Consider the following 21,649-nt stretch of genomic DNA (forward strand, 5'->3'; position numbering starts at 1 on the left):
CACCGATGCTACGAGCCGGGACCTTTCGTCGGCGTATCCGAAAGTGCGTACGTCCTGGCAACACGCGCGGCGGTGCAGTGGACGCATGACCCAGCACCCGCTCCGCGCCCTCGTCCTCGCGCTCGTCCTGACCCTCGGGCTGGGCGCCCTCGTCCTGGCCGGCCTGCGGTCGTCCGGCGAGGCATCAGCCGTCCCGGGCCTCACCTTCCTGCCGGGCCCGTCCGAGCCGGCCGTCGACGACGCCGCCAGGAGCGAGGGCGACCTGGAGGACCGGACGGTCGACGTCGACGCCGACGAGCCCGCCGTCGCCCGGCTCGACCCGGCCCTGCGGAAGGCCGTGCGCGCGGCCGCCGCGGCCGCCGCCGAGGAGGGCGTGGAGGTGCGGCTCAACAGCGGCTGGCGCAGCCCGGCGTACCAGGAGCGGCTCTTCGACCGTGCTCTCGTGAAGTACGGCTCGCAGGAGGAGGCGCTGCGCTGGGTCGCGACGCCCGAGACGTCCTCGCACGTCACCGGCGACGCGGTCGACGTCGCCCCGACCGCGGCGGCGTACTGGATGAGCCAGCACGGCGACCGGTTCGGCCTGTGCCAGGCCTACGCCAACGAGATCTGGCACTACGAGCTGCTCACCGAGCCCGGCGGCACCTGTCCGGACGCCCAGGTGCGGTAGGACGCCGCCGGCCCGCTCCCCGGAAGGGAAGCGGGCCGGCGGGACGTGCGGTGTCGGTCAGGCGAGCGTGGCCGCGTCGATGACGAAGCGGTAGCGCACGTCCGAGGCCAGCACGCGCTCGTACGCCTCGTTGACCTGCGCTGCGTCGATGACCTCGACCTCGGCCCCGATGCCGTGCTCGCCGCAGAAGTCGAGCATCTCCTGGGTGAGTGCGATGCCGCCGATCATCGATCCCGCGTACGAGCGGCGGGCGCTGATGAGCGACATGGCGTTGAGGCTCAGCGGCTCGGCCGGGGCGCCGACGTTGACCAGAGTGCCGTCGACGGCGAGCAGGCCCAGGTAGGCGTCGACGTCGATGACCGCGCTGACCGTGTTGACGATCAGGTCGAAGCGTCCGGCCAGGTGCTCGAACGTGCTGGGGTCGGACGTCGCGAAGTACGTGTCCGCACCGAGGCGCAGCCCGTCCTCCTGCTTCTTCAGCGACTGCGACAGCACGGTCACCTCGGCGCCGAGCGCGTGCGCGATCTTGACCGCCATGTGGCCGAGCCCGCCGAGGCCGACGACGGCGACCCTCCGGCCGGGTCCGGCGCCCCAGCGGCGCAGCGGGGCGTAGGTGGTGATGCCTGCGCACAGCAGCGGCGCCGCGGCGGCGGGGTCGATGCCGGCGGGCACCGACAGCACGTAGTCGGCGTCGACGACGACGTGCGTGGAGTAGCCGCCCTGCGTCGTCGTGCCGTCGCGGTCGGTGCCGGCGTAGGTCGGCACCATGCCCTGCTGGCAGTACTGCTCGTCGCCGTTGCGGCAGCTCTCGCACTCGCCGCACGAGTTGACCATGCAGCCGACGCCGACCCGGTCGCCGACGGCGTGACGGCTGACGTCGGAGCCGACCTCGGTGACGGTGCCGACGATCTCGTGACCCGGGACGACCGGGAACGGCTGCGGACCCCAGTCGCCGTTGACGGTGTGGATGTCGGAGTGGCAGATGCCGGCGTACTCGATGGCGATGAGGACGTCGTTCGGTCCGACGGCCCGACGCTCGACCGTCGTCGGGACCAGCGGCTCGCCCGCAGCGGGGGCGGCGTACGCGTTGACGCGCATGATGAGCTCTTCCTGTCGGTGGGCGGACGCCCTGGGGCGTCCGGGTTCCCCACCATGGAAGCGTGGGCACCAAGCGCGTACCAGGGCGGGCTTGTGGGGGTACAAGCTCGACCTGGCTCCCGCCCGTCCGCGGCCTACCGTGGAGACGTGGACAACCGCGACGACATCCGTGACTTCCTCGCCACCCGGCGGGCCCGGCTCACGCCCGAGCAGGTCGGCCTGCCCTCGGGCGGCGGACGCCGGCGCGTCCCGGGGCTCCGCCGCGAGGAGGTTGCCGTCCTGGCCGGGGTGAGCACCGAGTGGTACACCCGGCTCGAGAAGGGCCACATCTCCGGCGTCTCCGAGGACGTCCTCGAGGCCGTCGCCCGGGCGCTGCGCCTGGACGAGGCCGAGCACACGTACCTGTTCGACCTGGCCCGGGCCGCGCGGACGATGAAGCGTCCGGCCCGCCGGCGCAAGGCCGACGACCTGCCCGAGCCGGTGCAGTGGATGCTCGACTCGATGGTCGACTCGGCCGCGTTCGTCGCCAACGGTCGGCTCGACCTGGTCGCCTCCAACGCGCTCGGCCGGGCGCTCTACTCGCCGGTGATCGACTTCGACCCGGCGCGGCCGAACATCGCGCGCTACCAGTTCCTCGACCCGACCGCCGACACCTACTTCACCGACCTCGAGGGGGCGGCGAAGGTCACCGTGGCGCTGCTGCGCACCGAGGCCGGCCGCCACCCCGACGACAAGGAGCTGCGCGAGCTCGTCGGTGAGCTGTCGACCGTCAGCGAGACGTTCCGCACCCGCTGGGCGTCCCACGACGTCCGTCTGCATCACGCCGGCCAGAAGCAGTTCAACCACCCGGCCGTCGGGCTCATCGACCTGTCGTACCACTCGATGGACATCGCTCCGGGCAGCCCGCGACCGCTCACCATGACGGTCTACACCGCCGAGCCCGGCAGCGCGTCGGACGAGCAGATGCGCCTGCTCGCCAGCTGGGCCGCGACCGAGGCGCCCGAGCACGTCCGCGCCGACCAGACCTCCTGAACCCCGAAGGACCCGCCATGCAGATCACCCGCAGCTCCGTCGCCACCGTCAAGGGCCCGGCCGACTGGTTCACCGGCGACGTCTACATCGACGCGGTCGCCGCGGCGCCCGAGCCGTCGCGCGTCAGCGCGAACCTGGTGCACTTCATGCCCGGGGCCCGCACGCACTGGCACCGGCACCCGCTCAGCCAGACCGTCTTCGTCACCGAGGGCGTCGGCCTGTGCCAGCGCCGCGGCGGGCCGGTCGAGGTCATCCGTCCGGGCGACCGGGTGCTGTTCGAGGCCTACGAGGAGCACTGGCACGGCGCCGCGCCCGACCGGCTCATGGTCCACCTGGCCATCAACGAGGGCGACGAGCACCACGCGGTTGTCCACTGGGGCGAGCCGGTCACCGACGCCGAGTACCGGGCCGAGCCGGCGGGCTGAGCGCCGTTTGGCGTCCGGTGCGGCCGGGCACCGACGAGGCGTGGGAGAGCTGCTGTCGGTCGGGCACGGGACGGCCGGACGCGAGGCGCTGGCCGCGCTGCTCGGTGCCGCCGGCGTGACGCGGGTCGTGGACGTCCGGCGCTTCCCGGGCAGCCGGCGCAACCCCGACGTCTCCACCGATGCCATGGGGGAGTGGCTGCCCGCGGCGGGCGTCGCGTACCGCTGGGACGCACGCCTCGGCGGTCGTCGGAGGGTGCCCGAGGGCGGGCAGGACGTCGACCGGTGGTGGCGGGTGGAGGCGTTCCGCGGCTACGCCGCGCACATGCGCACGCCCGAGTTCCACGACGGGCTGGACGCGCTGGCCGCGGACGCGGAGGCCGCCGACGGCGCCGTCGCGTTCCTGTGCAGCGAGAGCCTGTGGTGGCGCTGCCACCGGCGCATGGTCAGCGACGCGCTGGTGCTGCTGCGCGGTCGCGACGTGCGCCACCTCGGCCACGACGGACGCACGACGGTCCACGTCGCGTCCGAGGGCGCCCGGGTGGACGGCGACGCGATCTACTACGACGCGGGCTAGACCGGCGCGTCGACCTCGGCCGGACGGTGGGCCTCCGAGCCGTCGCCCTGCAGGGCCTCCATGACGTCCTTCATCGGCAGCACCTTGGTGCCGGCCAGCAGCATGAATGCCTCGACCTTCGCCGCGCTGCGCCCGACGAACGGCGCGCTGCGCACGGGGTTGTCGCCGATGCGCTCGCCCTCGTCCATCGCCGCCAGGGCGCGGGTCGCCTGGTCGATCACGTCGTGCAGGTGCCGTCGCAGGTCGCCGGCCTCCGTCCGCAGGGTGTTGGCGAGGAAGGCGTTGACGTTGCTCATGAGGTCCTCTCGACGGCGATCGACCCATCCGTGGTCATCGTCACCATCGGCCCGGGATCCGCGGACCTGAGTGGCCGGATCAGGACGCCAGGAACGCGCGGACGTGTGCCGTGAACTGCTCGGGCTCGCGCTCGTGCACGAGGTGCCCGGCGTCGACGGTGACCGCCCGGGCGTCGGGCATGGCGGCGACGAGGTCGGCGATGCCGTCCTGCGGGACGCTGCTCGTCGGGCCGCCGGCGACGACGAGCGTCGGTGCCGCGACGGCTCGCGCGGTGTAGGGCCAGTGCCCGGCGGGCTGGTCGATCTCCGGCCGCACCTGCTCCACGACCGCCCAGTCGAACGGCAGCGCTCCGTCCGGGCGGGCGGGCAGCGACGGCAGTCGCGGCTGCGGCAGCCCGACGTCCTCGAGCACGAGCCGCCGGACGAGCGCGGGCTCGCGCGCCGCCACCAGCATGGCCACCAGACCACCGAGGGAGTGCCCGACGAGGTCGACCGGACCGTGCTCCAGCGCCACCAGGGCGGTGGCGACGTCGTCGGCCATCCACGCGATCGAGTAGGTGCCCGGCCGGTCGCTGCGCCCGTGCCCGCGCAGCGACAGGGCGACCACGTCGCGGTCGGCGCTCAGCACCGGCCCGACGGCGTCCCACGTCGCGGCCGTGTCGCCGGTGCCGGGCAGAAGCACCGTCGTCGCCTCCGCGGACGCTCGCCGGCGCCGCGGGTGCAGCACGCCGCGCAGCACGACGCCGCCTGCGTCCAGCTCGACAGGTCTCACCCCGGAAGCATGCCTCGGCCGGGGGTGCGGCTTCGCTAGGCTGCGGGCGGAGCCGCACGTCCGTCCCGCGCGACGGGGCCGGCTCCCCGGGGCGGTAGCTCAGCCGGTCAGAGCAGAGGACTCATAATCCTTGGGTCGTGGGTTCGAGCCCCACCCGCCCTACGAACGGCCCCGCGGAGGCGCGGCTTCGCCTAGGGTCCTGCCGTGCGCACCACCGTCCTCGCGACCCTGACCGTCCTCATCGCCACCACCGCCGCCTGCGGGGGCGGGGCCGAGGTCGCGCCCACCTCCGCCGTTCCCTCCGTGTCACCGACGCCCGTCGCGCGGGTCGACCCCGACGCGGCGCGCCGAGCGTTGCAGGAAGGGGTCGAGCAGGTGCTCACGGAGGAGTTCACCGACTTCGACGCGCTCGTCTCGGTCGACCACGAGACGCTCGAGCAGACGCGGGGGACGGCCGGGGCCGAGCGGTGGCGAGCCACGTCCTGGCTGTCGACCCTCGGCGACTCGCAGTCGCGCACGGTCCTGCAGTCGCTCAGCGTCGACGGTCAGGTGTGGGCGCGTCCGGAGGAGGCGCCCGAGGCGGGGGGTGCGAGCCTGGGATGCTGGGAGGCCGTCCCGGAAGGCCAGGTGCCCGGCGGGGTCAGCGCCCTGCGCGCGCAGGAGCCGGCCTACGTCAGCGTGCTGGGCCAGCTGCAAGCCCACGACTTCACGACGGCCGAACGCATCGCCGTCCGCGGCGAGCTCTCGTCCGCGCACGCGGTGGCCCTTATGCCGGCCGGGATGATCGCCGCCCTGGGCGCCGACGCCGGCCGGTCCAGCGCGCCCGTCGACGTCGAGATCGACGTGATGGACGGTCGGGCCAACCGGCTGACGCTGCACGGCGAGGACGTCCTGACCGCCCTGCGGAAGGACGGGGTCGAGGTCGACGAGGACCTCGGCCACGCGCTGACCGCGGTGGACCTCACGGTCGACTACACGCCGGGTGCCGACCTGAGCACGCTGCGTCCGCCGGGCGAGGCCTGCGGTCGCACGTAGCAGCCACGGGCCGCGGGCCGTCCGGCCCATCTGGCGCGACCGGGTACCCTGGTGAGGCCGGTCCACCGACCGGCCGGCGGGCTCGTCCCGCCGAAGGACGTGCATCTACCTCGGGCCCACGCGGGCCGTCCAAGGCGGCACCCGCGTATCGGAGACCCCTGCATGACCCTTCCCGACGAGCTGCTTCGCACCGCCGGAACCGACCAGAGCCCCACCCTGCGGCGCGCCGTCGGCCCCACGTACTTCCCGGTGGCCTTCGTGGCCCGCTTCCCCTACGCGATGATGATCGTCGGCGTCCTCACGCTGGTCGTGGCCGCCCGCGACTCGGTCGCGCTCGGTGGCCTCAACTCCGCCGCGGTCGGCGCCGGCACCGCGATCTTCGGCCCCCTGCTCGGCATGGCCGCCGACCGGTTCGGCCAGCGTCCGGTGCTGCTGGTCGCCGGCGCCGCCAACAGCCTCGCGCTGCTCGCCATGGCGGCCGTCGCGTTCAGCTCGCTGCCCGACCTGGCCGTGCTCGCCACCGCGTTCGTCATCGGAGCCACCGCGCCGCAGGTCGCCCCGATGTCGCGCAGCCGCCTGTTCGGCGTCATCACCCGCCAGCTCCCGGCCGGACGCCGGGTGAAGACGCTCAACGGCGTGATGGCCTACGAGTCGGCCGCGGACGAGACCGTGTTCGTGTTCGGCCCGGCCATCGTCGGCCTGCTGGCGACCACGATGAACCCGGTCGCCCCGGTCATCGGCGCGGCCGTCCTGACCGTCCTGTTCGTCACGGCGTTCGCGCTGCACCCGACCGGACGCGTCGAGGTCTCGGCGTCGGACGTCCCGGTCGTGACCGCGCCCGCCCGTGACCTGCTGCGGCCCGGCCTGCTCGTGGCGGTGCTCGGCACGCTCGGCGTCGGCATGTTCTTCGGCAGCATGCTCACCTCGCTGACGGCCGTCATGCGCGACCAGGGCGCGGGCGACGCGGCGGGCCTCGTCTACGGCGTCATGGGCATCGGCTCGACGATCCTGGCCCTCGCCGTGGCGGTCTTCCCGGCCTCGTTCGCGCTGCGCACCCGGTGGCTCGTCTTCGGCGCCACGATGCTGCTCGCGGCCCTCGGGTACGCGGTCGCCGACGGCTCGGTCGCCCTGGTCGGCGCGATGCTGCTCGCCGGCGTCGGCATCGGCCCCACGCTGGTCACCCAGTACAGCCTGGCCGCGACCCGCAGCCCGGAGGGCCGCTCGGCCACGGTCATGACGATGCTCGGCTCGGCGGTCATCGTCGGCCAGTCCGCGGCCTCGGCGCTCACCGGCGCGATCGCGGAGTCGTCCGGCTCGGACGCCGCCCGCTGGATCCCGGTCGTCGCCGCTGCCGTCGTCGTCCTCGCGGCCGCGCTCAACACGCGGGTGCGGGACGAGGATCCGAGCCCGCACCGCGACTGAGCTGGAACCGGCCCGCTCGCACCACGCGGGCGGCATGCTGGACCGATGAGCCTCCGGTCCGCCGTCCTCGCGCTCGCCGCGACCATGCTGCTGACCGCCTGCACGGCGTCCGGGACGCCGGAGGTCCGCTCGAGCCCGACGCCAAGGGCCGAGGCCCCGATCCGCATGGTCGGCGGGGAGTCGCTGCTCACGTGCGCGGACCACGAGTTCCCGGTGTCCGCGATGGTCGACGGCATCGAGCCCCGGACGCCCGCGGCGGACATCGTGAAGACGCTGGACGACCTCGTCCGACGTGCTGGCATGGACGCCCCGCTCGGACTCAGCAAGTACGGGGTCCGGCCCGGCGAGTGGAAGGTGCTGGCCGAGGACGCGGACTCCCTGCTGGTGGCCACGGGCCGGTGGGACGAGCGCGGCCCCGGGGGACGCGCGCACCGGGTGGGCCTCGAGAAGCAGGGGGACCGCCTGCGCGTCGCCGGCTGGGGCGACTGCCGGCTGGAACCGGTGCCGACGGACTCGGCGGGGTGGGCCATGGTGACCGCGTCGGCCACCGACCTGGATCCCGACGCCACGAGCGTCCCGGTCCGGGTGACCGAGGTGGAGTGCGCGTCGTCCCGTGATCCGGAAGCGCACCTGCACGAACCCGTTGTCGTCGAGACCGACGAGTCGGTGACGGTCTACTGGACCGCGGAGAAGCCCACCGGGCCTCAGAAGTGCCCGGGCAACCCGCTGGCCGATCGCGTCATCGAGCTCGCCGAGCCGCTCGGCGACCGGACCGTGCTCGACGGCTCGACCTGGCCCGCAACCCCGGTCACGTAGCTGCGCTAGCCCGCCTCCGCATCGCGCGGCGTCCGCGGCGGTGCAGCAGCCACCCGCCGACGACGAGCAGCGCGCCGAGGGCCAGGAAGCCCAGGTCCCACGACAGCGGCCCGCCCAGGTCGTCGCGGACGTGGTGGACGCCGAGGACCTGGTGGTCGATGAGTCCCTCGACGAGGTTGAACACGCCCCAGCCGGCCAGCAGCAGCCCGAGGTGGAACGACCAGCTCGGCGCCAGCCGCCCCTGCCGCCACGCGTCGATCAGCAGCAGCGAGCCGGTGAGCACGAAGATCCAGGTCACGACGTGGAACAACCCGTCGGCCATCGTGTTGATCTCCAGCCCCGACAGCGTGGTCGGCTCCCGGTCGTGGACGTCGCTGATCATGTGGTGCCACTGCAGCACCTGGTGCAGCAGCACGCCGTCCACGAAGCCGCCCAGGCCGAGACCCATCAGCAGGCCGCCGGCGATCGAGGGCGGCTCGGCCGGGTCGGTGCGGGCACGGGGCTCGTCCGGGTGCGTCATGGCCCGGACGTACCCCGCTCACGCCCTGGGCGAACACGCGGGCCATGGGCCCCGCCCCGGTGCGACGCTGGGCCCATGGACCAGGACCAGCTCAAGCAGCACCTGCACCGCTACCTGCAGGCCGGACGCGACGCGCTCATGTGGAAGCTCGACGGCCTCTCCGAGTACGACGTGCGGCGCCCCATGACCCGCACCGGCACCAACCTGCTGGGGCTGGTCAAGCACGTCGCCAGCATCGAGCTGGGCTACCTCGGGGACGTCTTCGACCGGCCGTCGCAGATCCCGCTGCCGTGGCTCAGCCCGGACGCCGAGCCCAACGCCGACCTGTGGGTGCAGCCGTACGAGACCCGCGCCCAGGTCGTGCAGCTGTACCGCGACGCCTGGGCGCACGACGACGCCACGTTGCGCGAGCTCGACCTGGACGCCGTCGGGCACGTCGAGTGGTGGGGCGAGAACAGCCGCGTCACGTTGCACCAGATCGTGCTCCACGTCATCGCCGAGACCCACCGGCACGCCGGGCACGCCGACATCGTCCGCGAGGCGATCGACGGGGCGGCCGGGATGCGCTCGCGCGACGACAACCTGTGGGGCCCGCCCGGGGGCTGGGACGCGCACCGCGAGCGCCTCGAGCAGGCTGCCCGCGAGGCGCAGGACGAGCCCACCTCCTAGGCCGGCACCTGGGCCCAGACCGTCTTGCCGTCGCGGCGCTCCATCGTGCCCCAGCGCGACGACAGCGCCTCGATCAGCAGCATGCCGCGTCCACCGGTCGCCTCGGCGGGTGCCAGGCGCGGGCGGGGCTCGTGCGGGCTGTCGTCGGTCACCTCGATGCGCACCGCGTCGCTGAGCTGCCACAGCACGAGGCTGGCGGCGCTGCGCGCATGCACCAGCGCGTTCGTCACCATCTCGCTGACGAGCAGCAGCACGGCGTCCTCGACCTTCTCCAGACCCCAGCGGTGCAGCGCCTCCGCGGCCACCGACCGGGCCGTGGCCACCTCGTCGCGGCGCTCGACGACGACGGCCACGCGGTCGCGTCCGCCATGGCCCTGGTAGTCGCACACGAGCAGCGCCAGGTCGTCGTCGGCGTGCGTCCGGGCCGCCTGCACGACCGCGTCGGCCGTCGTCTCGGGATCCTGCCGGTGCAGGCCCTGCACGGACGCGAGGAGCTCGCCCACGGTCACGTCCAGGCCCGCGTCGCGGCGCTCGACCAGGCCGTCGGTGTACAGCAGCAGGCGCGACCCCGGACGCAGCGTCGACCGCGTCACCGGCCAGGTCGCGTCCTCGGCCGTGCCCAGGGGCAGGCCGCCCTCGCAGTCGAGCTCGGCGGCGTCGCCGGACGGGTCGACGACGATCGGCAGCGGGTGGCCGGCGCGGACGACGAGCAGCTCGCCGGTGCAGGGCGACAGGGTCGCGAGGCAGCACGTGGCCAGCAGGTTGGTGCGCAGCGACAGCATGAGCTGGTTGACCTGGGCCATGGCGACGTCAGGGTCGTGGCCCTCGGCGATGTACGCGTGCAGGGCCATCCGCAGCTGGCCCATGACCGCCGCCGCGCTGATGCTGTGTCCCTGGACGTCGCCGATGACGAACGTGACCGTGCCCTGCGGCGACGAGATGACGTCGTACCAGTCGCCGCCCACGGCGGCACCGGCCGCGCCGGGCCGGTAGCGCACCGCCAGCTCGACCGTGTCGAGCTCGGGAAGCTCCTGGGGGAGCAGCGACCGCTGCAGGGTCAACGACGAGTCGGTCACGGCGGCGACGTGGGCGCGCAGCTGGGCCTGCGACCGCACCTGCGCCTCGTCCAGCCGCGCCCGCTCCATCGCCGAGGCGAGCTGGCCGGCGACGGCGACGAACATCGAGACCTCCGGCGTCTCGAGCGCGCGCGGACGATCCCAGGCGACGGCCAGCACGCCGAGGGACGCCCCGCGCACCAGCAGCGGGACGCACAGCAGCGATCCGGCCTGCGGCAGCTGCGCGGCGATCTGCGGGTACGCAGACTCGATCGAGGCGCGGTCGGTCATCCGGACCGGGTGCTGGGTGCGGAAGGCGTCGGCGACCGGGCTCGCCACGTCTCGCGCGACGGTGCGGGGCCCGGACGGCTCGGGCAGGGGAGTGGCGCCGCGGACGGCGACGAACTCCTCGCCGTCCGGCTCGAACAGCGCGATGCGCAGCGCGTGGGTGCGCCGGCGCAGGGAGTCGCGCAGGGCGTCCATCGCGTCGGCCGTCGTGCGGGCGTCGGCGAGCCAGGACGTGACCTCCTGCAGCAACGCGAGCCGGTCGGCGCCCTGCTCGGCCCGGCGGCGGGCCTGCTTCTCGGCCGCGAACAGGCGCGCGTTGTCGAGGGCGACCGAGGCGTGCGCCATGATCGCGGCCACGTCCGCCTCCGCGGCGTCGTCGAAGACGTCCGGGTCGGGATGCCCCAGCAGGAGCGCTCCGGCGAGCTCGCCGTCACGCCCGCGCACGGGGCCGGCGAGGTAGCTGCGCAGCGGTGGGTCCGCGACGGCGTCGAAGCGACTGTCGGCCGTCACGTCGGCCGACCGCACGAGGGTGCCGGCGCCCAGCGCCGGGGAGAGCAGCGCCGCGACGGCGTCCGGGTCGTTCGTCAGAGCAGCAGGCGCGCGGCCGGCGGTGACGTCGAGGCTGGCCCCGTGACCGTCCACCTCGGGATCGACGTGGCGCAGGACCGCGAAGCGCGCGCCGGACAGCTGCACGCCCGCCTCGGCGACGCGTCGCAGGACGCCCTGCAGCTCGAGATCGGCGTAGATGACCTCGGCGAGGTGCGTCGTCGGCTCCCCGCCCGGCGAACGTCCGGCCCGGCGGTGTCGTGGGTGCTGGTCCACGGACCCTCCTGTCGTGCAGCGGGCCCTCGCCCGACGGGCACCACGGTAGCCCGTGGGACGGTCGGCCAGGCGCCCAGGCCTCGGCGCCTTCCCGGTCTTGGCACGCGCTGGTGGCGTCGGGCACAATGGCTGCGTCGGGTGCCGTCCGCCGGGTCGTTGGGGAAGACGTATCCAGGGAGGCACCGATGAAGTCGAGCCGTACGGACGTCCCCACGCGGGGCGTGCTGTTCGTGCACTCAGCGCCGTCCGCGCTCTGCCCCCACGTGGAGTGGGCAGCGGCCGGCGTCCTTGGCGCGCCCACGGACTGGGACTGGGTCGACCAGCCCGCCGAGTCCGGCAGCTACCGCGCCGAGCTCTCCTGGCAGGCGAAGGCCGGCACCGCCGCCGAGCTCGCCTCGGCCCTGCGCGGCTGGGAGCGCATCCGCTTCGAGGTCACCGAGGAGCCGACCGCCTCGACCGAGGGAGCGCGCTACTCGTACACGCCGGCGCTCGGCCTGTTCCACGCGCTCACGGGCCTGCACGGCGACGTGCTCATCCCCGAGGACCGCATCCGCGCGTTCATGGTGAAGGCCGCCCGCGGCGACGTGTCGATGGACCAGGCGCTCGAGGGCCTCCTGGGTGCCCGCTGGGACGCCGAGCTCGAGCCGTTCCGCCACGCCGGCGACGGTGCGCCGGTGCGCTGGCTGCACCAGGTGATCTGAGGGCGGTCAGCCGACGGTGACCGTGGCGACCGGCGTCGCGGTGCGCGAGTCGCGGTCGAGCAGGCGGATCTGCCGCTGGCCGGTGCGCGTCGTGTAGATCTGCGTGCTGAAGCTGCCCTCGTCGTCGCTGACCTGCACGGTCACCGGGAAGTCGGTCCAGCCGCCGTCGCCGTCCTTGGTCTGCACCTGCAGCACCGCGTTGTCGTCGGCGGTCGGCAGGCGTCCGGACAGCGTCATGCGCTCGCCGGCCGAGACCTGGCGCGGGGTGATGCTCAGCTCGGGCTGCGGCTCGTCCTGCACGGGCGCGGTGGGGCTGGGCGTCTGCGTCGGCGTGGGGGCGGGGGTGGTCGGCGCGGCCGTGGTGGGCGACGCCTTCGGCACGTCCTGCGAGCCCAGGCCCATCACCTTGCCGACCGCGGCCAGGCCGAAGCCGCCGACCACGCCGATGACCAGGCCGACGCCGACGAAGCCCGCGGCGTACGAGACGGCCTTGCGCTTGCGCTGCTTGACCTCCTCGGGCGGGAGGCTCGGGTCGAGCAGCGGCGGCACCGCGAACGTCGTGCCGGACGTCGCAGGGGCAGGGGCGTCGTCGGAGACGGCGTCGGCGAGGTCCTGCACGGTGACGACGGCGTCGAGCCGGGCGTCCGGCACCGGACGTCCGAGCTGCTGGGCGGCCCCCTCGGCGATCTCGACCAGGGCCAGGGAGTCGACGCCGAGGTCGCGCAGGCGCGCGTGCGGGACGACCGCCGACGGTTCGCAGTCGACGACCCGCACGATGATGTCCGTCAGCGCGCGGCTGACCTGGCTGTCGGAAGGCACGGGCTCAGCCTACCGATCCCGCGCCGGGCGCGACGGGCGCCACGATCACGCGGCCGGGCTCGGCTGCGGGTCCGGAGCGGGGTCCTTGCGCCGCCGGAAGAACGGCCGTCGTTGGCGGAAGTTGCCGGTGACCAGCGCGCCGATCGTGACCGACGCCCAGGCGATGAACGCGCCGGCGAAGTCGTCCAGGATGTAGTGCCAGCCGAAGTACAGCGTCGCGATGACGGTGAGCACGAAGTAGGCCCACGCGATGTAGCGCAGCGCCGGCTTGAGGCCGATGTGGTGGAAGAACAGGGCGGCCGTGAGGGTGACCGAGACGTGCAGCGACGCGAAGCCGGCGATGCCGTAGATCGTCTCGCCCGTGGGGTCGCTCTTGAAGATGACGCCGTTCTTGAACAGGCTCTGCTGCAGCGCCGTGACGCCGGTGTCGGGCAGGTCCAGGAACATCGACGGCTGCGCGAACGCCGGGCCGAGCGTCGGGAAGATGTAGTAGCTGACCGTGCCCAGCACCCAGTTCAGGCACAGCGCGGTGGCGTACCAGGCGCCGATCGACACGTCGCGGTTCAGCACCAGGAACGCCGCCAGGGTGACCGGGATGAGCGGCAGGTACGAGACGTAGACGAACGCCAGCACCTGGGCCATGACGGTCGTGCCGAGCACGGCGTGCAGCAGCTCGGCCGGGTTGTTGCCGAACGCCAGCCAGTGGTCGATGCGCAGGAAGTCGGTGTCGTAGATGACGTCCTCGCGGATCAGCGGCAGCAGGCTCTTGAGGTTGCGGTAGCCGACGTAGCTGACGTAGAAGCACAGCAGGCCGGTCGCGATGTAGCCCGCGCGGCGCCAGGTCCACTCCTCGCGCACGATCGTGCGCATGCCGCCCCAGAAGCCCTTGAGCCCGAAGCGCTTGAGCGCCTGCGGGACGATCCCGATCGCGAAGAACCCCAGGCCCATCACCGGCAGGCGGACGTAGGCCGGACCGAGGAATCCCTCGGGGTCCTTGAGCGTGACGTCCAGCGCCAGGGTGGCCACGATCGCCGTCGCTCCGGTGATGAGGGACAGCACGACGGCAAAGGTGTAGGGCCAACGACGCATGGGCGACATCCTAGCGACGGCACGCTGAGGAGTTCCTGAGGACGGCGACGGCCCCCGCTCCTGTGGGAGCGGGGGCCGTCGGGACGCGCCTGGGTCAGGCGTCGCCGCCCTCCTGCGGGACGCCGGCGACCGCGGTCGGGTCGTCGATGCGGAAGCGGTTGAACGCCTCGCTGACGCGCTCGCGCGGCACCTCGTCGCGCTGGGCCAGGCTCTGCAGCACGCCGACCACGATCGACTCGGCGTCGATCTGGAAGTAGCGCCGCGCCGCCGCGCGGGTGTCGGCGAAGCCGAAGCCGTCCGCGCCGAGCGACTGCCAGGCGCCGGGCACCCAGCGGGCGATCTGGTCGGGCACCGCACGCATGTAGTCGCTGACGCCGAGCGTGACCGCGTCGGAGTCGAGCAGCTTCTGCGTGATGTAGGGCACGCGCTGGTACTCGCCCGGGTGGTTGAGGTTCCAGCGCTCGACCTCCTCGGCGTCGCGGGCCAGCTCGTTCCACGACGTGACCGACCACACGTCGGCGCGGACGCCGTAGTCGTCGGCCAGGACCTGCTGGGCCTTGAGCGCCCACGGCACCGAGACGCCGGACGCCATGATGCGCGCCCGCGGTCCCTCGCCGCCCTCGGCGGGCTTGTACAGGTAGGCGCCGCGCAGGATGCCGTCCACGTCGACGTCCTGCGGCTCGGCCGGCTGGACGATCGGCTCGTTGTAGACCGTCATGTAGTAGATGACGTCCTCGCCCTGCGGGTGGGCGTCGCTCGTGCCGTACATGCGCTGCATGCCGTTCTGCACGATGTGGCTGATCTCGAAGCCGAACGCGGGGTCGTAGTGCACGACCGCCGGGTTCGTCCGCGCGATGAGCGGGGAGTGGCCGTCGGCGTGCTGCAGGCCCTCGCCGGTCAGCGTCGTGCGGCCGGCGGTGGCGCCGATGAGGAAGCCGCGCGAGAGCTGGTCGGCCATCGCCCAGATCGAGTCGGCGGTCCGCTGGAAGCCGAACATCGAGTAGAACAGGTAGACCGGGATCATCGGCTCGCCGTGCGTGGAGTACGCCGAGCCCGCCGCGATCGCCGACGCCATGGCGCCGGCCTCGCTGATGCCCTCGTGGAGCAGCTGGCCCTGCTGGGACTCCTTGTAGGCGAGCAGCAGCTTGCGGTCGACCGACTCGTACTGCTGGCCCGACGGGTTGTAGATCTTCGCCGACGGGAACATCGAGTCCATGCCGAACGTGCGGTACTCGTCCGGCGCGATCGGGACGACCCGCTTGCCGATCTCGGGGTCCTTCATGAGGTCGCGCAGCAGCCGGACGAACGCCATGGTGGTGGCGATCTCCTGCTTGCCCGAGCCCTTCTTCAGCTCGCCGTAGAGCTCGTCGGCCGGCAGCTTGACGCCGGTGGCCAGCACGCGGCGCTCGGGCACCGAGCCGCCCAGCGCCTCGCGGCGGGCCATCATGTACTGGATCTCGTCGCTGTCGGCGCCCGGGTGGTAGAACGGCGCGATCTCGGAGGCGTCGATCGCCTCGTCGGTCACGGGGATCTTCAGCTTGTCGCGGAAGCCCTTGAGGTCGTTCTTGGTGAGCTTCTTCATCTGGTGCGTGGCGTTGCGGCCCATGAAGGAGTCCAGCAGCCAGCCCTTGACCGTGTGGGCCAGGATCACCGTCGGCTGACCGGTGTGCTTGGTCGCCGCGTCGAAGGCCGCGTAGACCTTGCGGTAGTCGTGGCCGCCGCGGGGGAGGCGCTCGATGTCCTCGTCCGACAGGTGCTCGACGAGCTTGCGCAGACGCGGGTCGGGACCGAAGAAGTTCTCGCGGTTGTACGCGCCGGTCTCGACCGACAGCGTCTGGAACTCGCCGTCCGGGGTGCGGTTCATCTGGTTGACCAGGACGCCGTCGACGTCGCGGGCCAGCAGGTCGTCCCACTGACGGCCCCAGACGACCTTGATGACGTTCCAGCCGGCGCCGCGGAAGAACGACTCCAGCTCCTGGATGACCTTGCCGTTGCCGCGCACGGGCCCGTCGAGCTGCTGCAGGTTGCAGTTGATGACGAACGTGAGGTTGTCCAGCTCCTCGCGGGCCGCCAGCGCGATCGCGCCCAGCGACTCCGGCTCGCCCATCTCGCCGTCGCCCAGGAACGTCCAGACGTGCTGCTGGCTGGTGTCCTTGATGCCGCGGTGGTGCAGGTAGCGGTTGAACCGCGCCTGGTAGATCGAGTTGATCGCCGCCAGGCCCATGGAGACCGTGGGGAACTCCCAGTAGTTGCTCATCAGGCGCGGGTGCGGGTACGACGACAGGCCCTGGCCGGCGCCGTGCGAGTGCTCCTGGCGGAACCGGTCGAGCTGGGTCTCGGTGAGACGTCCCTCCAGGTACGAGCGCGCGTACACGCCCGGGGCCGCGTGGCCCTGGAAGTAGATCTGGTCGCCGCCGCCGGGGTGGTCCTTGCCCTTGAAGAAGTGGTTGAAGCCGACCTCGTACAGGCTCGCCGCCGACTGGTACGTGGCGATGTGGCCACCGACGCCCAGGCCGGGGCGGTTCGCGCGCGACACCATGACCGCCGCGTTCCAGCGGATGAAGGAGCGGATGCGTCGCTCGATGTCCTCGTTGCCGGGGAACCACGGCTCGCGCTCGGGCGGGATGGTGTTGATGTAGTCGGTGCTGCGCAGCGCCGGCACGCCGACGTTCTGCTCACGGGCACGCTCCAGCAGGCGGAGCATGACGTAGCGGGCGCGCTCGCGGCCGTTCGTGTCGATCATGTCGTCCAGCGAGGCAACCCACTCGTTGGTCTCGTCGGGATCGATGTCAGGCAGCTGCGTGGGCAGGCCCTCGTGGATGACCGGGGTGCGGTCCGAGCCGGATTGCGGCATTAGATCTCCTGAAAGTCTCGTGGACGTGTCCATCATTCCACGCGACATTCGCTAGGGTGAGACCGGCGAGGGGGTCCGAAACCGTACTCGCGAGTAGGAAATTCGGTACGAAAGGACGCCTGAGGAGGCACCGTTGGACGCGGCTCGACTGGGCTTCAAGCCCGGAACCGTCATCCAGGAGCTCGGCTGGGACGAGGACGTCGACGACGACCTGCGCTCGGCCATCGAGAAGCATGTCGGTGCTGAGCTCGTCGATGGGGAGTACGGCGACGTCGTCGACGGGGTGATCCTGTGGTGGCGCGACGGCGACGACGACCTCGTCGACTCGCTCGTCGACACGCTGCAGGACCTGGTCGAGGGCGGCACGATCTGGCTCTTCACCCCCAAGGTCGGGCAGACCGGCTACGTCCCGGGGGCCGACATCGCCGAGGCCGCTCCGGTCGCCGGCCTGTCGACCACCACGACGTCGTCGACCGGCACCGACTGGGCCGTGACCCGGCTGACCTCGCAGAAGCGCTAGACCCACCGGGTGCCGAGGTCGTGGTGAGGGAGTAGAAACGCCTCATGACGATCGAGATCGGCGACCTCGCACCCGACTTCACGCTCAAGAACCAGCACGGGGAGCCCATCACGCTCTCCGAGCTGGTGACCGACGGGCCCGTCGTGGTCGTGTTCTTCCCGTTCGCCTTCACCGGCGTCTGCACGGGCGAGATGTGCGAGATCCGCGACAACCTCGGCGACCTCGAGGACGTCGGTGCCCAGGTCGTGGCGATCTCGTGCGACTCCACCGCGACCCTGCGGACGTTCGCCGACACCGAGAGCCTGAACTTCCCGCTGCTGAGCGACTTCTGGCCGCACGGCGCGACGGCCCAGGCGTACGGCGTGTTCAACGACGTCACCGGGTCGGCGCTGCGCGGCACGTTCGTGGTCGATCCCGAGCGCGTCGTGCGCTGGAAGATCGAGAACGGCATGCCCGACGCGCGCAGCTTCGAGGACTACCGCGTGGCGCTCTCGGGCACCGCCTGAGGAAACTTCCGCAAAACCAGTGCACGCGTGTACGCGATGCGCTTACATGGACGTGCTGCGGCCGCTGGGGACCCGAGACCCCGGCGGTCGCAGTCTCTTTCCTCGGTCCGCCGCGCCGTCGTGCTGCGGTAGTCTGTGCCGCTGACCGGGCGAATAGCTCAGCTGGTCAGAGCATCCGGCTTACACCCGGAAGGTCGGGGGTTCGAGACCCTCTTCGCCCACCGCACGCGTGTGGACGCCGCCCCGGGTCCGTCGGACTCGGCTGTCACGATGGCTCGGTGACCACGACCGCCGATGCCGCCCTCGCCACCCTGCGCCGCCTGACCGGGCGCGACGACGCCGTCTTCCACCCCGGCCAGCTCGAGGCGATCACCGCGCTGGTCGACGAGCAACGCCGCTCGCTGGTCGTGCAGCGCACCGGCTGGGGCAAGTCGGCGGTCTACTTCATCGCCACGAGCCTGCTGCGCGAGCGCGGTGCCGGCCCGACGCTGCTCGTCTCGCCGCTGCTGGCCCTCATGCGCGACCAGGTCTCGGCCGCCGAGCGGGCGGGCGTCCGCGCGGTGTCGATCAGCTCGGCGAACGCGCACGAGTGGGACGAGGTGCGCGGCCGGCTGGCCGCCGACGACGTCGACGTGCTGCTCGTGTCGCCCGAGCGGCTCAACAACCCGCAGTTCCGTGAGGAGCAGCTGCCCGAGCTCGTCGCCCGCATGGGCCTGCTCGTGGTCGACGAGGCGCACTGCATCTCCGACTGGGGCCACGACTTCCGGCCCGACTACCGCCGCCTGCGCGACCTCATCGGCACGCTGGGGGAGAAGGTGCCGGTGCTGGCGACCACGGCTACCGCGAACGCCCGCGTGGTCGCCGACGTCGCCGAGCAGCTCGGCGGCGACGTGCTGACCCTGCGTGGGTCGCTGGCCCGCGACTCGCTGCGCCTGGGCTGCCTCGTGCTGCCCACCGCGCGCGACCGGCTCGGCTGGCTCGTCACCCACCTCAAGGACCTGCCGGGCAGCGGCATCGTCTACGCGCTCACCGTCTCGGCGGCCGAGGACACCGCCCGGCTGCTGGCCGAGGCCGGCTACCCGGTCAAGGCGTACACCGGGCGCACCGACCCCGAGGAGCGCGAGGCGCTCGAGCGCGCGCTCAAGAACGACGAGGTGAAGGCGCTCGTGGCCACGTCCGCGCTGGGCATGGGGTTCGACGCGCCCCGGCTCGGCTTCATCGTCAACCTGGGCGCGCCCTCGTCCCCGGTGGCGTACTACCAGCAGGTCGGCCGTGCCGGCCGCGGCACCGACCACGCCGACGTCCTGCTGCTGCCGGGGCCCGAGGACACCGACATCTGGCAGTACTTCGCCACCGCGTCGATGCCCGACCCGGTGAAGGCGCAGGCGGTCATCGCGGCGCTGGGCGACGAGCCGCTGTCCACCCCGGCGCTCGAGACCCGGGTCGACGTCAAGCGGTCCTCGCTGGAGCTGCTGCTCAAGGTGCTCGACGTCGACGGCGCGGTGCGCCGGGTGCGCGGCGGCTGGGTCTCCACCGGCGTCCCGTGGACGTACGACGCCGAGCGCTACGAGCGCATCGCCGCCGCCCGCCAGGCGGAGCAGCAGGCGATGCTCGCGTACGAGCGGGCCACGACGTGCCGCATGGAGATCCTGCAGCGCGACCTCGACGACCCGAGTGCGGTGCCGTGCGGGCGCTGCGACGTGTGCGCCGGCACCTGGTACCCGACCGACGTGGCCGCCGACGCCGCGGCGTCCGCCTCGGGCACCCTCGACAAGGTGGGCGTGCCGGTCGAGCCGCGCGGCCAGTGGCCGACCGGCGCGACGCGACTGGGCGTCGAGGCCAAGGGGCGCCTGTCGCCCGACGAGAAGGCCGAGACCGGACGCGTCGTCGCCCGCCTCACCGACCTCGGCTGGGGCGGCACGCTGCGCACCCTGCTGGCTGCGGGAGCGCCAGACCAGCCGGTCACCGACGAGCTGCTCGGCGGCGTCGTGCGGGTGCTGCGCGACTGGGACTGGCAGCAGCGTCCGGCCGGCGTCGTGGCCATGCCGTCGCTGCACCGTCCCGAGCTCGTCGCGTCCACCGCGGCCGGCATCGCCCGGCTCGGCCGGCTGCCGCTGCTCGGCACGCTCGACGCCGACCCGGCCATGCCGGTGCCGGGCCCCGGCGGCAACAGCGCCTACCGGCTCGCGTCGGTGTGGGGACGTTTCTCGGTCGGTCCCGAGCTGGGGCAGGCACTGGGGTCCGTCACCGGGCCCGTGCTGCTGGTCGACGACCTCGTCGACAGCCGCTGGACGCTGACCGTCGCCGCCCGCGAGCTGCGCCGGGCAGGCGCGTCCGCGGTGCTGCCGTTCGCCCTCGCCTCCGTCGCCTGACCGGGCCCACCAGGCGAGCCGGGTCGCCTTCGCGCTAAGTGTGACGTTCCGGGGGTCGACACGCCGGGGCCAAGCCCCGAGACGTCACACTCAGCGGGGACGGGCGCACGCACCTGCGCGAGGATGCCGGCTCACTAGAGTGACGCCATGCCCTCCCTGCGTGACGTCGTCGCCGTGCTGGACGAGCTCTACGACCCGGCGTGGGCCGACGACTGGGACGCCGTCGGCACGGTCGCCGGCGACCCGGACGCCGAGGTGCGCCGGGTGCTGCTGGCCGTCGACCCGGTGCAGGCGGTCGCCGACGAGGCCGTCACCGGCGGGTACGACCTGTTGGTCACCCACCACCCGCTCTACCTCAAGGGCGTCACCAGCGTCGCCGCGACCACGCCCAAGGGCCGGGTCGTGCACACCCTGGTGCGCGGCGGCGTCGCCCTGCACACATGCCACACGAACGCCGACGCGCCGCGCTTCGGCGTCTCGGAGTCGATGGCGCTCGCGCTCGGCCTGACCGACGTCCGGGCCCTCGACCCCGACCCGGCCGAGGCGCTCGACACCTGGACGGTGTTCGTGCCGGCCGGGGATGCCGACCGCGTCCTCGCCGCGATGCACGAGGCCGGCGCCGGTGCGCTGGGCGACTACGACAGCGCCGCCTTCGTCAGTGAGGGCACCGGCCAGTTCCGCCCCCTCGACGGTGCCGACCCGCACACCGGCGAGGTCGGACGCCTGGAGAAGGTCGCCGAGAAGCGGCTCGACGTCGTCGCCCCGGCACGGCTGCGTGAGCGCGTCCGCCGCGCCCTGCTCGAGGCGCACCCCTACGAGGAGGTCGCGTACGACGTCGTCGAGACGGCGCCGCGGCCCGACCCTCAGCGGGGGAGCGGCCGCATCGGCACCCTCGCGGAGTCGATGACGCTGCGCGAGCTCGCCGACCACGTCGGGCGCAGCCTGCCGGCGCACCACAGCGCGCACCGGGTCGCCGGCGACCCCGACCGTGAGATCCGCACCGTGGCCCTGTGCGGCGGGTCCGGCGACTTCCTGCTCGGCCGCGCCGACGCTGCCGGCGCCGACGTCTACGTCACGTCCGACCTGCGTCACCACCCGGTGAGCGAGCACCTCGAGCGTCCCGGTGCGTGCGCCGTGATCGACGTGCCGCACTGGGCCGCGGAGTGGACGTGGCTGCCGGTCGCCGCGACGCAGCTCGTCGCACGCCTGGGCGATACGGTGGAGGCGCACGTCTCGACGACCGTGACCGACCCCTGGACGTTCGTCCCCGCCCCGAGGAGCACACCCTGAAAGCCGA

At 73.1% G+C, this 21,649-nt stretch carries 21 protein-coding genes and 2 tRNA genes; 15 read left to right on the forward strand and 8 right to left on the reverse strand.

Annotated features, from left to right (window positions below; all coding sequences use genetic code 11):
* Positions 1-85 precede the first annotated feature (85 nt).
* Positions 86-667, forward strand: coding sequence for a M15 family metallopeptidase (locus HGAM_RS14370; protein WP_019146195.1), 582 nt, complete (start codon positions 86-88; stop codon positions 665-667).
* A gap of 57 nt (positions 668-724) precedes the next feature.
* Here HGAM_RS14370 and HGAM_RS14375 read toward each other — a convergent pair whose 3' ends face one another.
* Positions 725-1,765 carry an NAD(P)-dependent alcohol dehydrogenase gene (locus HGAM_RS14375; protein WP_019146196.1) on the reverse strand — a complete coding sequence of 347 codons (1,041 nt, stop codon included), beginning with the start codon at positions 1,763-1,765 and terminating at the stop codon, positions 725-727.
* Positions 1,766-1,912: 147 nt separating this feature from the next.
* Here HGAM_RS14375 and HGAM_RS14380 point away from each other — a divergent pair, with 147 nt between their 5' ends.
* Genes HGAM_RS14380 through HGAM_RS14390 form a run of 3 tightly spaced genes read left to right on the forward strand, consistent with a single transcriptional unit; the run spans position 1,913 to position 3,796 of the window.
* A complete protein-coding gene (locus tag HGAM_RS14380) occupies positions 1,913-2,797 on the forward strand; it encodes a helix-turn-helix transcriptional regulator (protein ID WP_019146197.1) in 885 nt (294 codons plus the stop codon).
* Between the two features lie 17 nt (positions 2,798-2,814).
* Positions 2,815-3,222 carry a (R)-mandelonitrile lyase gene (locus tag HGAM_RS14385; RefSeq protein WP_019146198.1) on the forward strand — a complete coding sequence of 136 codons (408 nt, stop codon included), beginning with the start codon at positions 2,815-2,817 and terminating at the stop codon, positions 3,220-3,222.
* 40 nt (positions 3,223-3,262) lie between these two features.
* Positions 3,263-3,796, forward strand: a complete 534-nt coding sequence (locus HGAM_RS14390; RefSeq protein ID WP_019146199.1) for a DUF488 domain-containing protein — start codon at positions 3,263-3,265, stop codon at positions 3,794-3,796.
* On the opposite strand, the gene HGAM_RS14395 is transcribed toward HGAM_RS14390, so the two are convergent.
* Positions 3,793-4,092, reverse strand: coding sequence for a hypothetical protein (locus HGAM_RS14395; RefSeq protein WP_019146200.1), 300 nt, complete (start codon positions 4,090-4,092; stop codon positions 3,793-3,795). The genes HGAM_RS14390 and HGAM_RS14395 overlap by 4 nt on opposite strands.
* A 79-nt stretch (positions 4,093-4,171) precedes the next feature.
* Entirely contained in the window at positions 4,172-4,864 is a 693-nt protein-coding gene (locus tag HGAM_RS19540; RefSeq protein WP_020692273.1) for an alpha/beta fold hydrolase, read from the reverse strand.
* Between the two features lie 88 nt (positions 4,865-4,952).
* Here HGAM_RS19540 and HGAM_RS14405 point away from each other — a divergent pair.
* The 4 genes from HGAM_RS14405 (at position 4,953) to HGAM_RS14420 (ending at position 8,137) form a co-directional block, all read left to right on the forward strand.
* Positions 4,953-5,026 (forward strand) — tRNA-Ile (locus HGAM_RS14405).
* Between the two features lie 42 nt (positions 5,027-5,068).
* Complete coding sequence (locus HGAM_RS14410) at positions 5,069-5,899, forward strand: hypothetical protein (RefSeq protein WP_019146202.1); 831 nt, start codon at positions 5,069-5,071, stop codon at positions 5,897-5,899.
* A 162-nt stretch (positions 5,900-6,061) separates the two neighbouring features.
* Entirely contained in the window at positions 6,062-7,321 is a 1,260-nt protein-coding gene (locus tag HGAM_RS19545; protein ID WP_019146203.1) for an MFS transporter, read from the forward strand.
* Positions 7,322-7,366: 45 nt separating this feature from the next.
* On the forward strand, positions 7,367-8,137 hold the full coding sequence (locus HGAM_RS14420; protein WP_019146204.1) for a hypothetical protein: 771 nt from the start codon (positions 7,367-7,369) through the stop codon (positions 8,135-8,137).
* On the opposite strand, the gene HGAM_RS14425 is transcribed toward HGAM_RS14420, so the two are convergent.
* Positions 8,130-8,657 (reverse strand): DUF2243 domain-containing protein, encoded by a 528-nt coding sequence (locus tag HGAM_RS14425; protein WP_019146205.1) that lies wholly within the window; start codon positions 8,655-8,657, stop codon positions 8,130-8,132. The genes HGAM_RS14420 and HGAM_RS14425 overlap by 8 nt on opposite strands.
* A 75-nt stretch (positions 8,658-8,732) precedes the next feature.
* Between HGAM_RS14425 and HGAM_RS14430 the strand changes: the two genes are divergently transcribed.
* Complete coding sequence (locus tag HGAM_RS14430; protein WP_019146206.1) at positions 8,733-9,326, forward strand: DinB family protein; 594 nt, start codon at positions 8,733-8,735, stop codon at positions 9,324-9,326.
* Here HGAM_RS14430 and HGAM_RS19550 read toward each other — a convergent pair.
* Positions 9,323-11,491 carry a SpoIIE family protein phosphatase gene (locus tag HGAM_RS19550; RefSeq protein WP_019146207.1) on the reverse strand — a complete coding sequence of 723 codons (2,169 nt, stop codon included), beginning with the start codon at positions 11,489-11,491 and terminating at the stop codon, positions 9,323-9,325. The genes HGAM_RS14430 and HGAM_RS19550 overlap by 4 nt on opposite strands.
* A gap of 185 nt (positions 11,492-11,676) precedes the next feature.
* Here HGAM_RS19550 and HGAM_RS14440 point away from each other — a divergent pair, with 185 nt between their 5' ends.
* Complete coding sequence (locus HGAM_RS14440) at positions 11,677-12,192, forward strand: DUF3145 domain-containing protein (RefSeq protein ID WP_019146208.1); 516 nt, start codon at positions 11,677-11,679, stop codon at positions 12,190-12,192.
* A gap of 6 nt (positions 12,193-12,198) precedes the next feature.
* Here the strand turns inward: HGAM_RS14440 and HGAM_RS14445 are convergent, their stop codons facing one another.
* From HGAM_RS14445 to aceE, 3 genes are all read right to left on the reverse strand, one after another.
* The gene (locus HGAM_RS14445) at positions 12,199-13,011 is read right to left on the reverse strand and encodes an acyl carrier protein (protein WP_019146209.1); all 813 of its coding nucleotides are present in this window, start codon (positions 13,009-13,011) and stop codon (positions 12,199-12,201) included.
* Between the two features lie 45 nt (positions 13,012-13,056).
* On the reverse strand, positions 13,057-14,100 hold the full coding sequence (locus HGAM_RS19555; RefSeq protein WP_019146210.1) for a phosphatase PAP2 family protein: 1,044 nt from the start codon (positions 14,098-14,100) through the stop codon (positions 13,057-13,059).
* A gap of 94 nt (positions 14,101-14,194) precedes the next feature.
* Positions 14,195-16,954: a pyruvate dehydrogenase (acetyl-transferring), homodimeric type gene (aceE, locus tag HGAM_RS14455; protein WP_019146211.1), complete on the reverse strand. Its 2,760-nt coding sequence runs from the start codon at positions 16,952-16,954 to the stop codon at positions 14,195-14,197.
* 133 nt (positions 16,955-17,087) lie between these two features.
* Here aceE and HGAM_RS14460 point away from each other — a divergent pair, with 133 nt between their 5' ends.
* The 5 genes from HGAM_RS14460 (at position 17,088) to HGAM_RS14480 (ending at position 21,642) form a co-directional block, all read left to right on the forward strand.
* Positions 17,088-17,474, forward strand: coding sequence for a DUF3052 domain-containing protein (locus HGAM_RS14460; RefSeq protein ID WP_019146212.1), 387 nt, complete (start codon positions 17,088-17,090; stop codon positions 17,472-17,474).
* A 44-nt stretch (positions 17,475-17,518) separates the two neighbouring features.
* Positions 17,519-17,980, forward strand: a complete 462-nt coding sequence (locus tag HGAM_RS14465) for a peroxiredoxin (RefSeq protein ID WP_019146213.1) — start codon at positions 17,519-17,521, stop codon at positions 17,978-17,980.
* A gap of 147 nt (positions 17,981-18,127) precedes the next feature.
* Positions 18,128-18,201 (forward strand) — tRNA-Val (locus HGAM_RS14470).
* Positions 18,202-18,258: 57 nt separating this feature from the next.
* The gene (locus HGAM_RS14475) at positions 18,259-20,352 is read left to right on the forward strand and encodes a RecQ family ATP-dependent DNA helicase (RefSeq protein ID WP_019146214.1); all 2,094 of its coding nucleotides are present in this window, start codon (positions 18,259-18,261) and stop codon (positions 20,350-20,352) included.
* Positions 20,353-20,499: 147 nt separating this feature from the next.
* On the forward strand, positions 20,500-21,642 hold the full coding sequence (locus tag HGAM_RS14480; protein ID WP_019146215.1) for a Nif3-like dinuclear metal center hexameric protein: 1,143 nt from the start codon (positions 20,500-20,502) through the stop codon (positions 21,640-21,642).
* The last annotated feature ends 7 nt before the right edge of the window (positions 21,643-21,649 follow it).

This window comes from Aeromicrobium massiliense JC14, from assembly GCF_000312105.1.
Taxonomy (GTDB): domain Bacteria; phylum Actinomycetota; class Actinomycetes; order Propionibacteriales; family Nocardioidaceae; genus Aeromicrobium; species Aeromicrobium massiliense.

Excerpts from the sequence above, each read along its gene's own strand:
- HGAM_RS19555 (WP_019146210.1), bottom strand. The coding sequence starts at position 14,100 with ATGCGTCGTTGGCCCTACACCTTTGCCGTCGTGCTGTCCCTCATCACC.
- HGAM_RS14370 (WP_019146195.1), top strand. The coding sequence starts at position 86 with ATGACCCAGCACCCGCTCCGCGCCCTCGTCCTCGCGCTCGTCCTGACC.
- HGAM_RS14385 (WP_019146198.1), top strand. The coding sequence starts at position 2,815 with ATGCAGATCACCCGCAGCTCCGTCGCCACCGTCAAGGGCCCGGCCGAC.
- HGAM_RS14480 (WP_019146215.1), top strand. The coding sequence starts at position 20,500 with ATGCCCTCCCTGCGTGACGTCGTCGCCGTGCTGGACGAGCTCTACGAC.
- HGAM_RS14465 (WP_019146213.1), top strand. The coding sequence starts at position 17,519 with ATGACGATCGAGATCGGCGACCTCGCACCCGACTTCACGCTCAAGAAC.
- HGAM_RS14440 (WP_019146208.1), top strand. The coding sequence starts at position 11,677 with ATGAAGTCGAGCCGTACGGACGTCCCCACGCGGGGCGTGCTGTTCGTG.
- HGAM_RS14430 (WP_019146206.1), top strand. The coding sequence starts at position 8,733 with ATGGACCAGGACCAGCTCAAGCAGCACCTGCACCGCTACCTGCAGGCC.
- HGAM_RS19545 (WP_019146203.1), top strand. The coding sequence starts at position 6,062 with ATGACCCTTCCCGACGAGCTGCTTCGCACCGCCGGAACCGACCAGAGC.
- aceE (WP_019146211.1), bottom strand. The coding sequence starts at position 16,954 with ATGCCGCAATCCGGCTCGGACCGCACCCCGGTCATCCACGAGGGCCTG.
- HGAM_RS14420 (WP_019146204.1), top strand. The coding sequence starts at position 7,367 with ATGAGCCTCCGGTCCGCCGTCCTCGCGCTCGCCGCGACCATGCTGCTG.
- HGAM_RS14395 (WP_019146200.1), bottom strand. The coding sequence starts at position 4,092 with ATGAGCAACGTCAACGCCTTCCTCGCCAACACCCTGCGGACGGAGGCC.
- HGAM_RS14375 (WP_019146196.1), bottom strand. The coding sequence starts at position 1,765 with ATGCGCGTCAACGCGTACGCCGCCCCCGCTGCGGGCGAGCCGCTGGTC.
- HGAM_RS14425 (WP_019146205.1), bottom strand. The coding sequence starts at position 8,657 with ATGACGCACCCGGACGAGCCCCGTGCCCGCACCGACCCGGCCGAGCCG.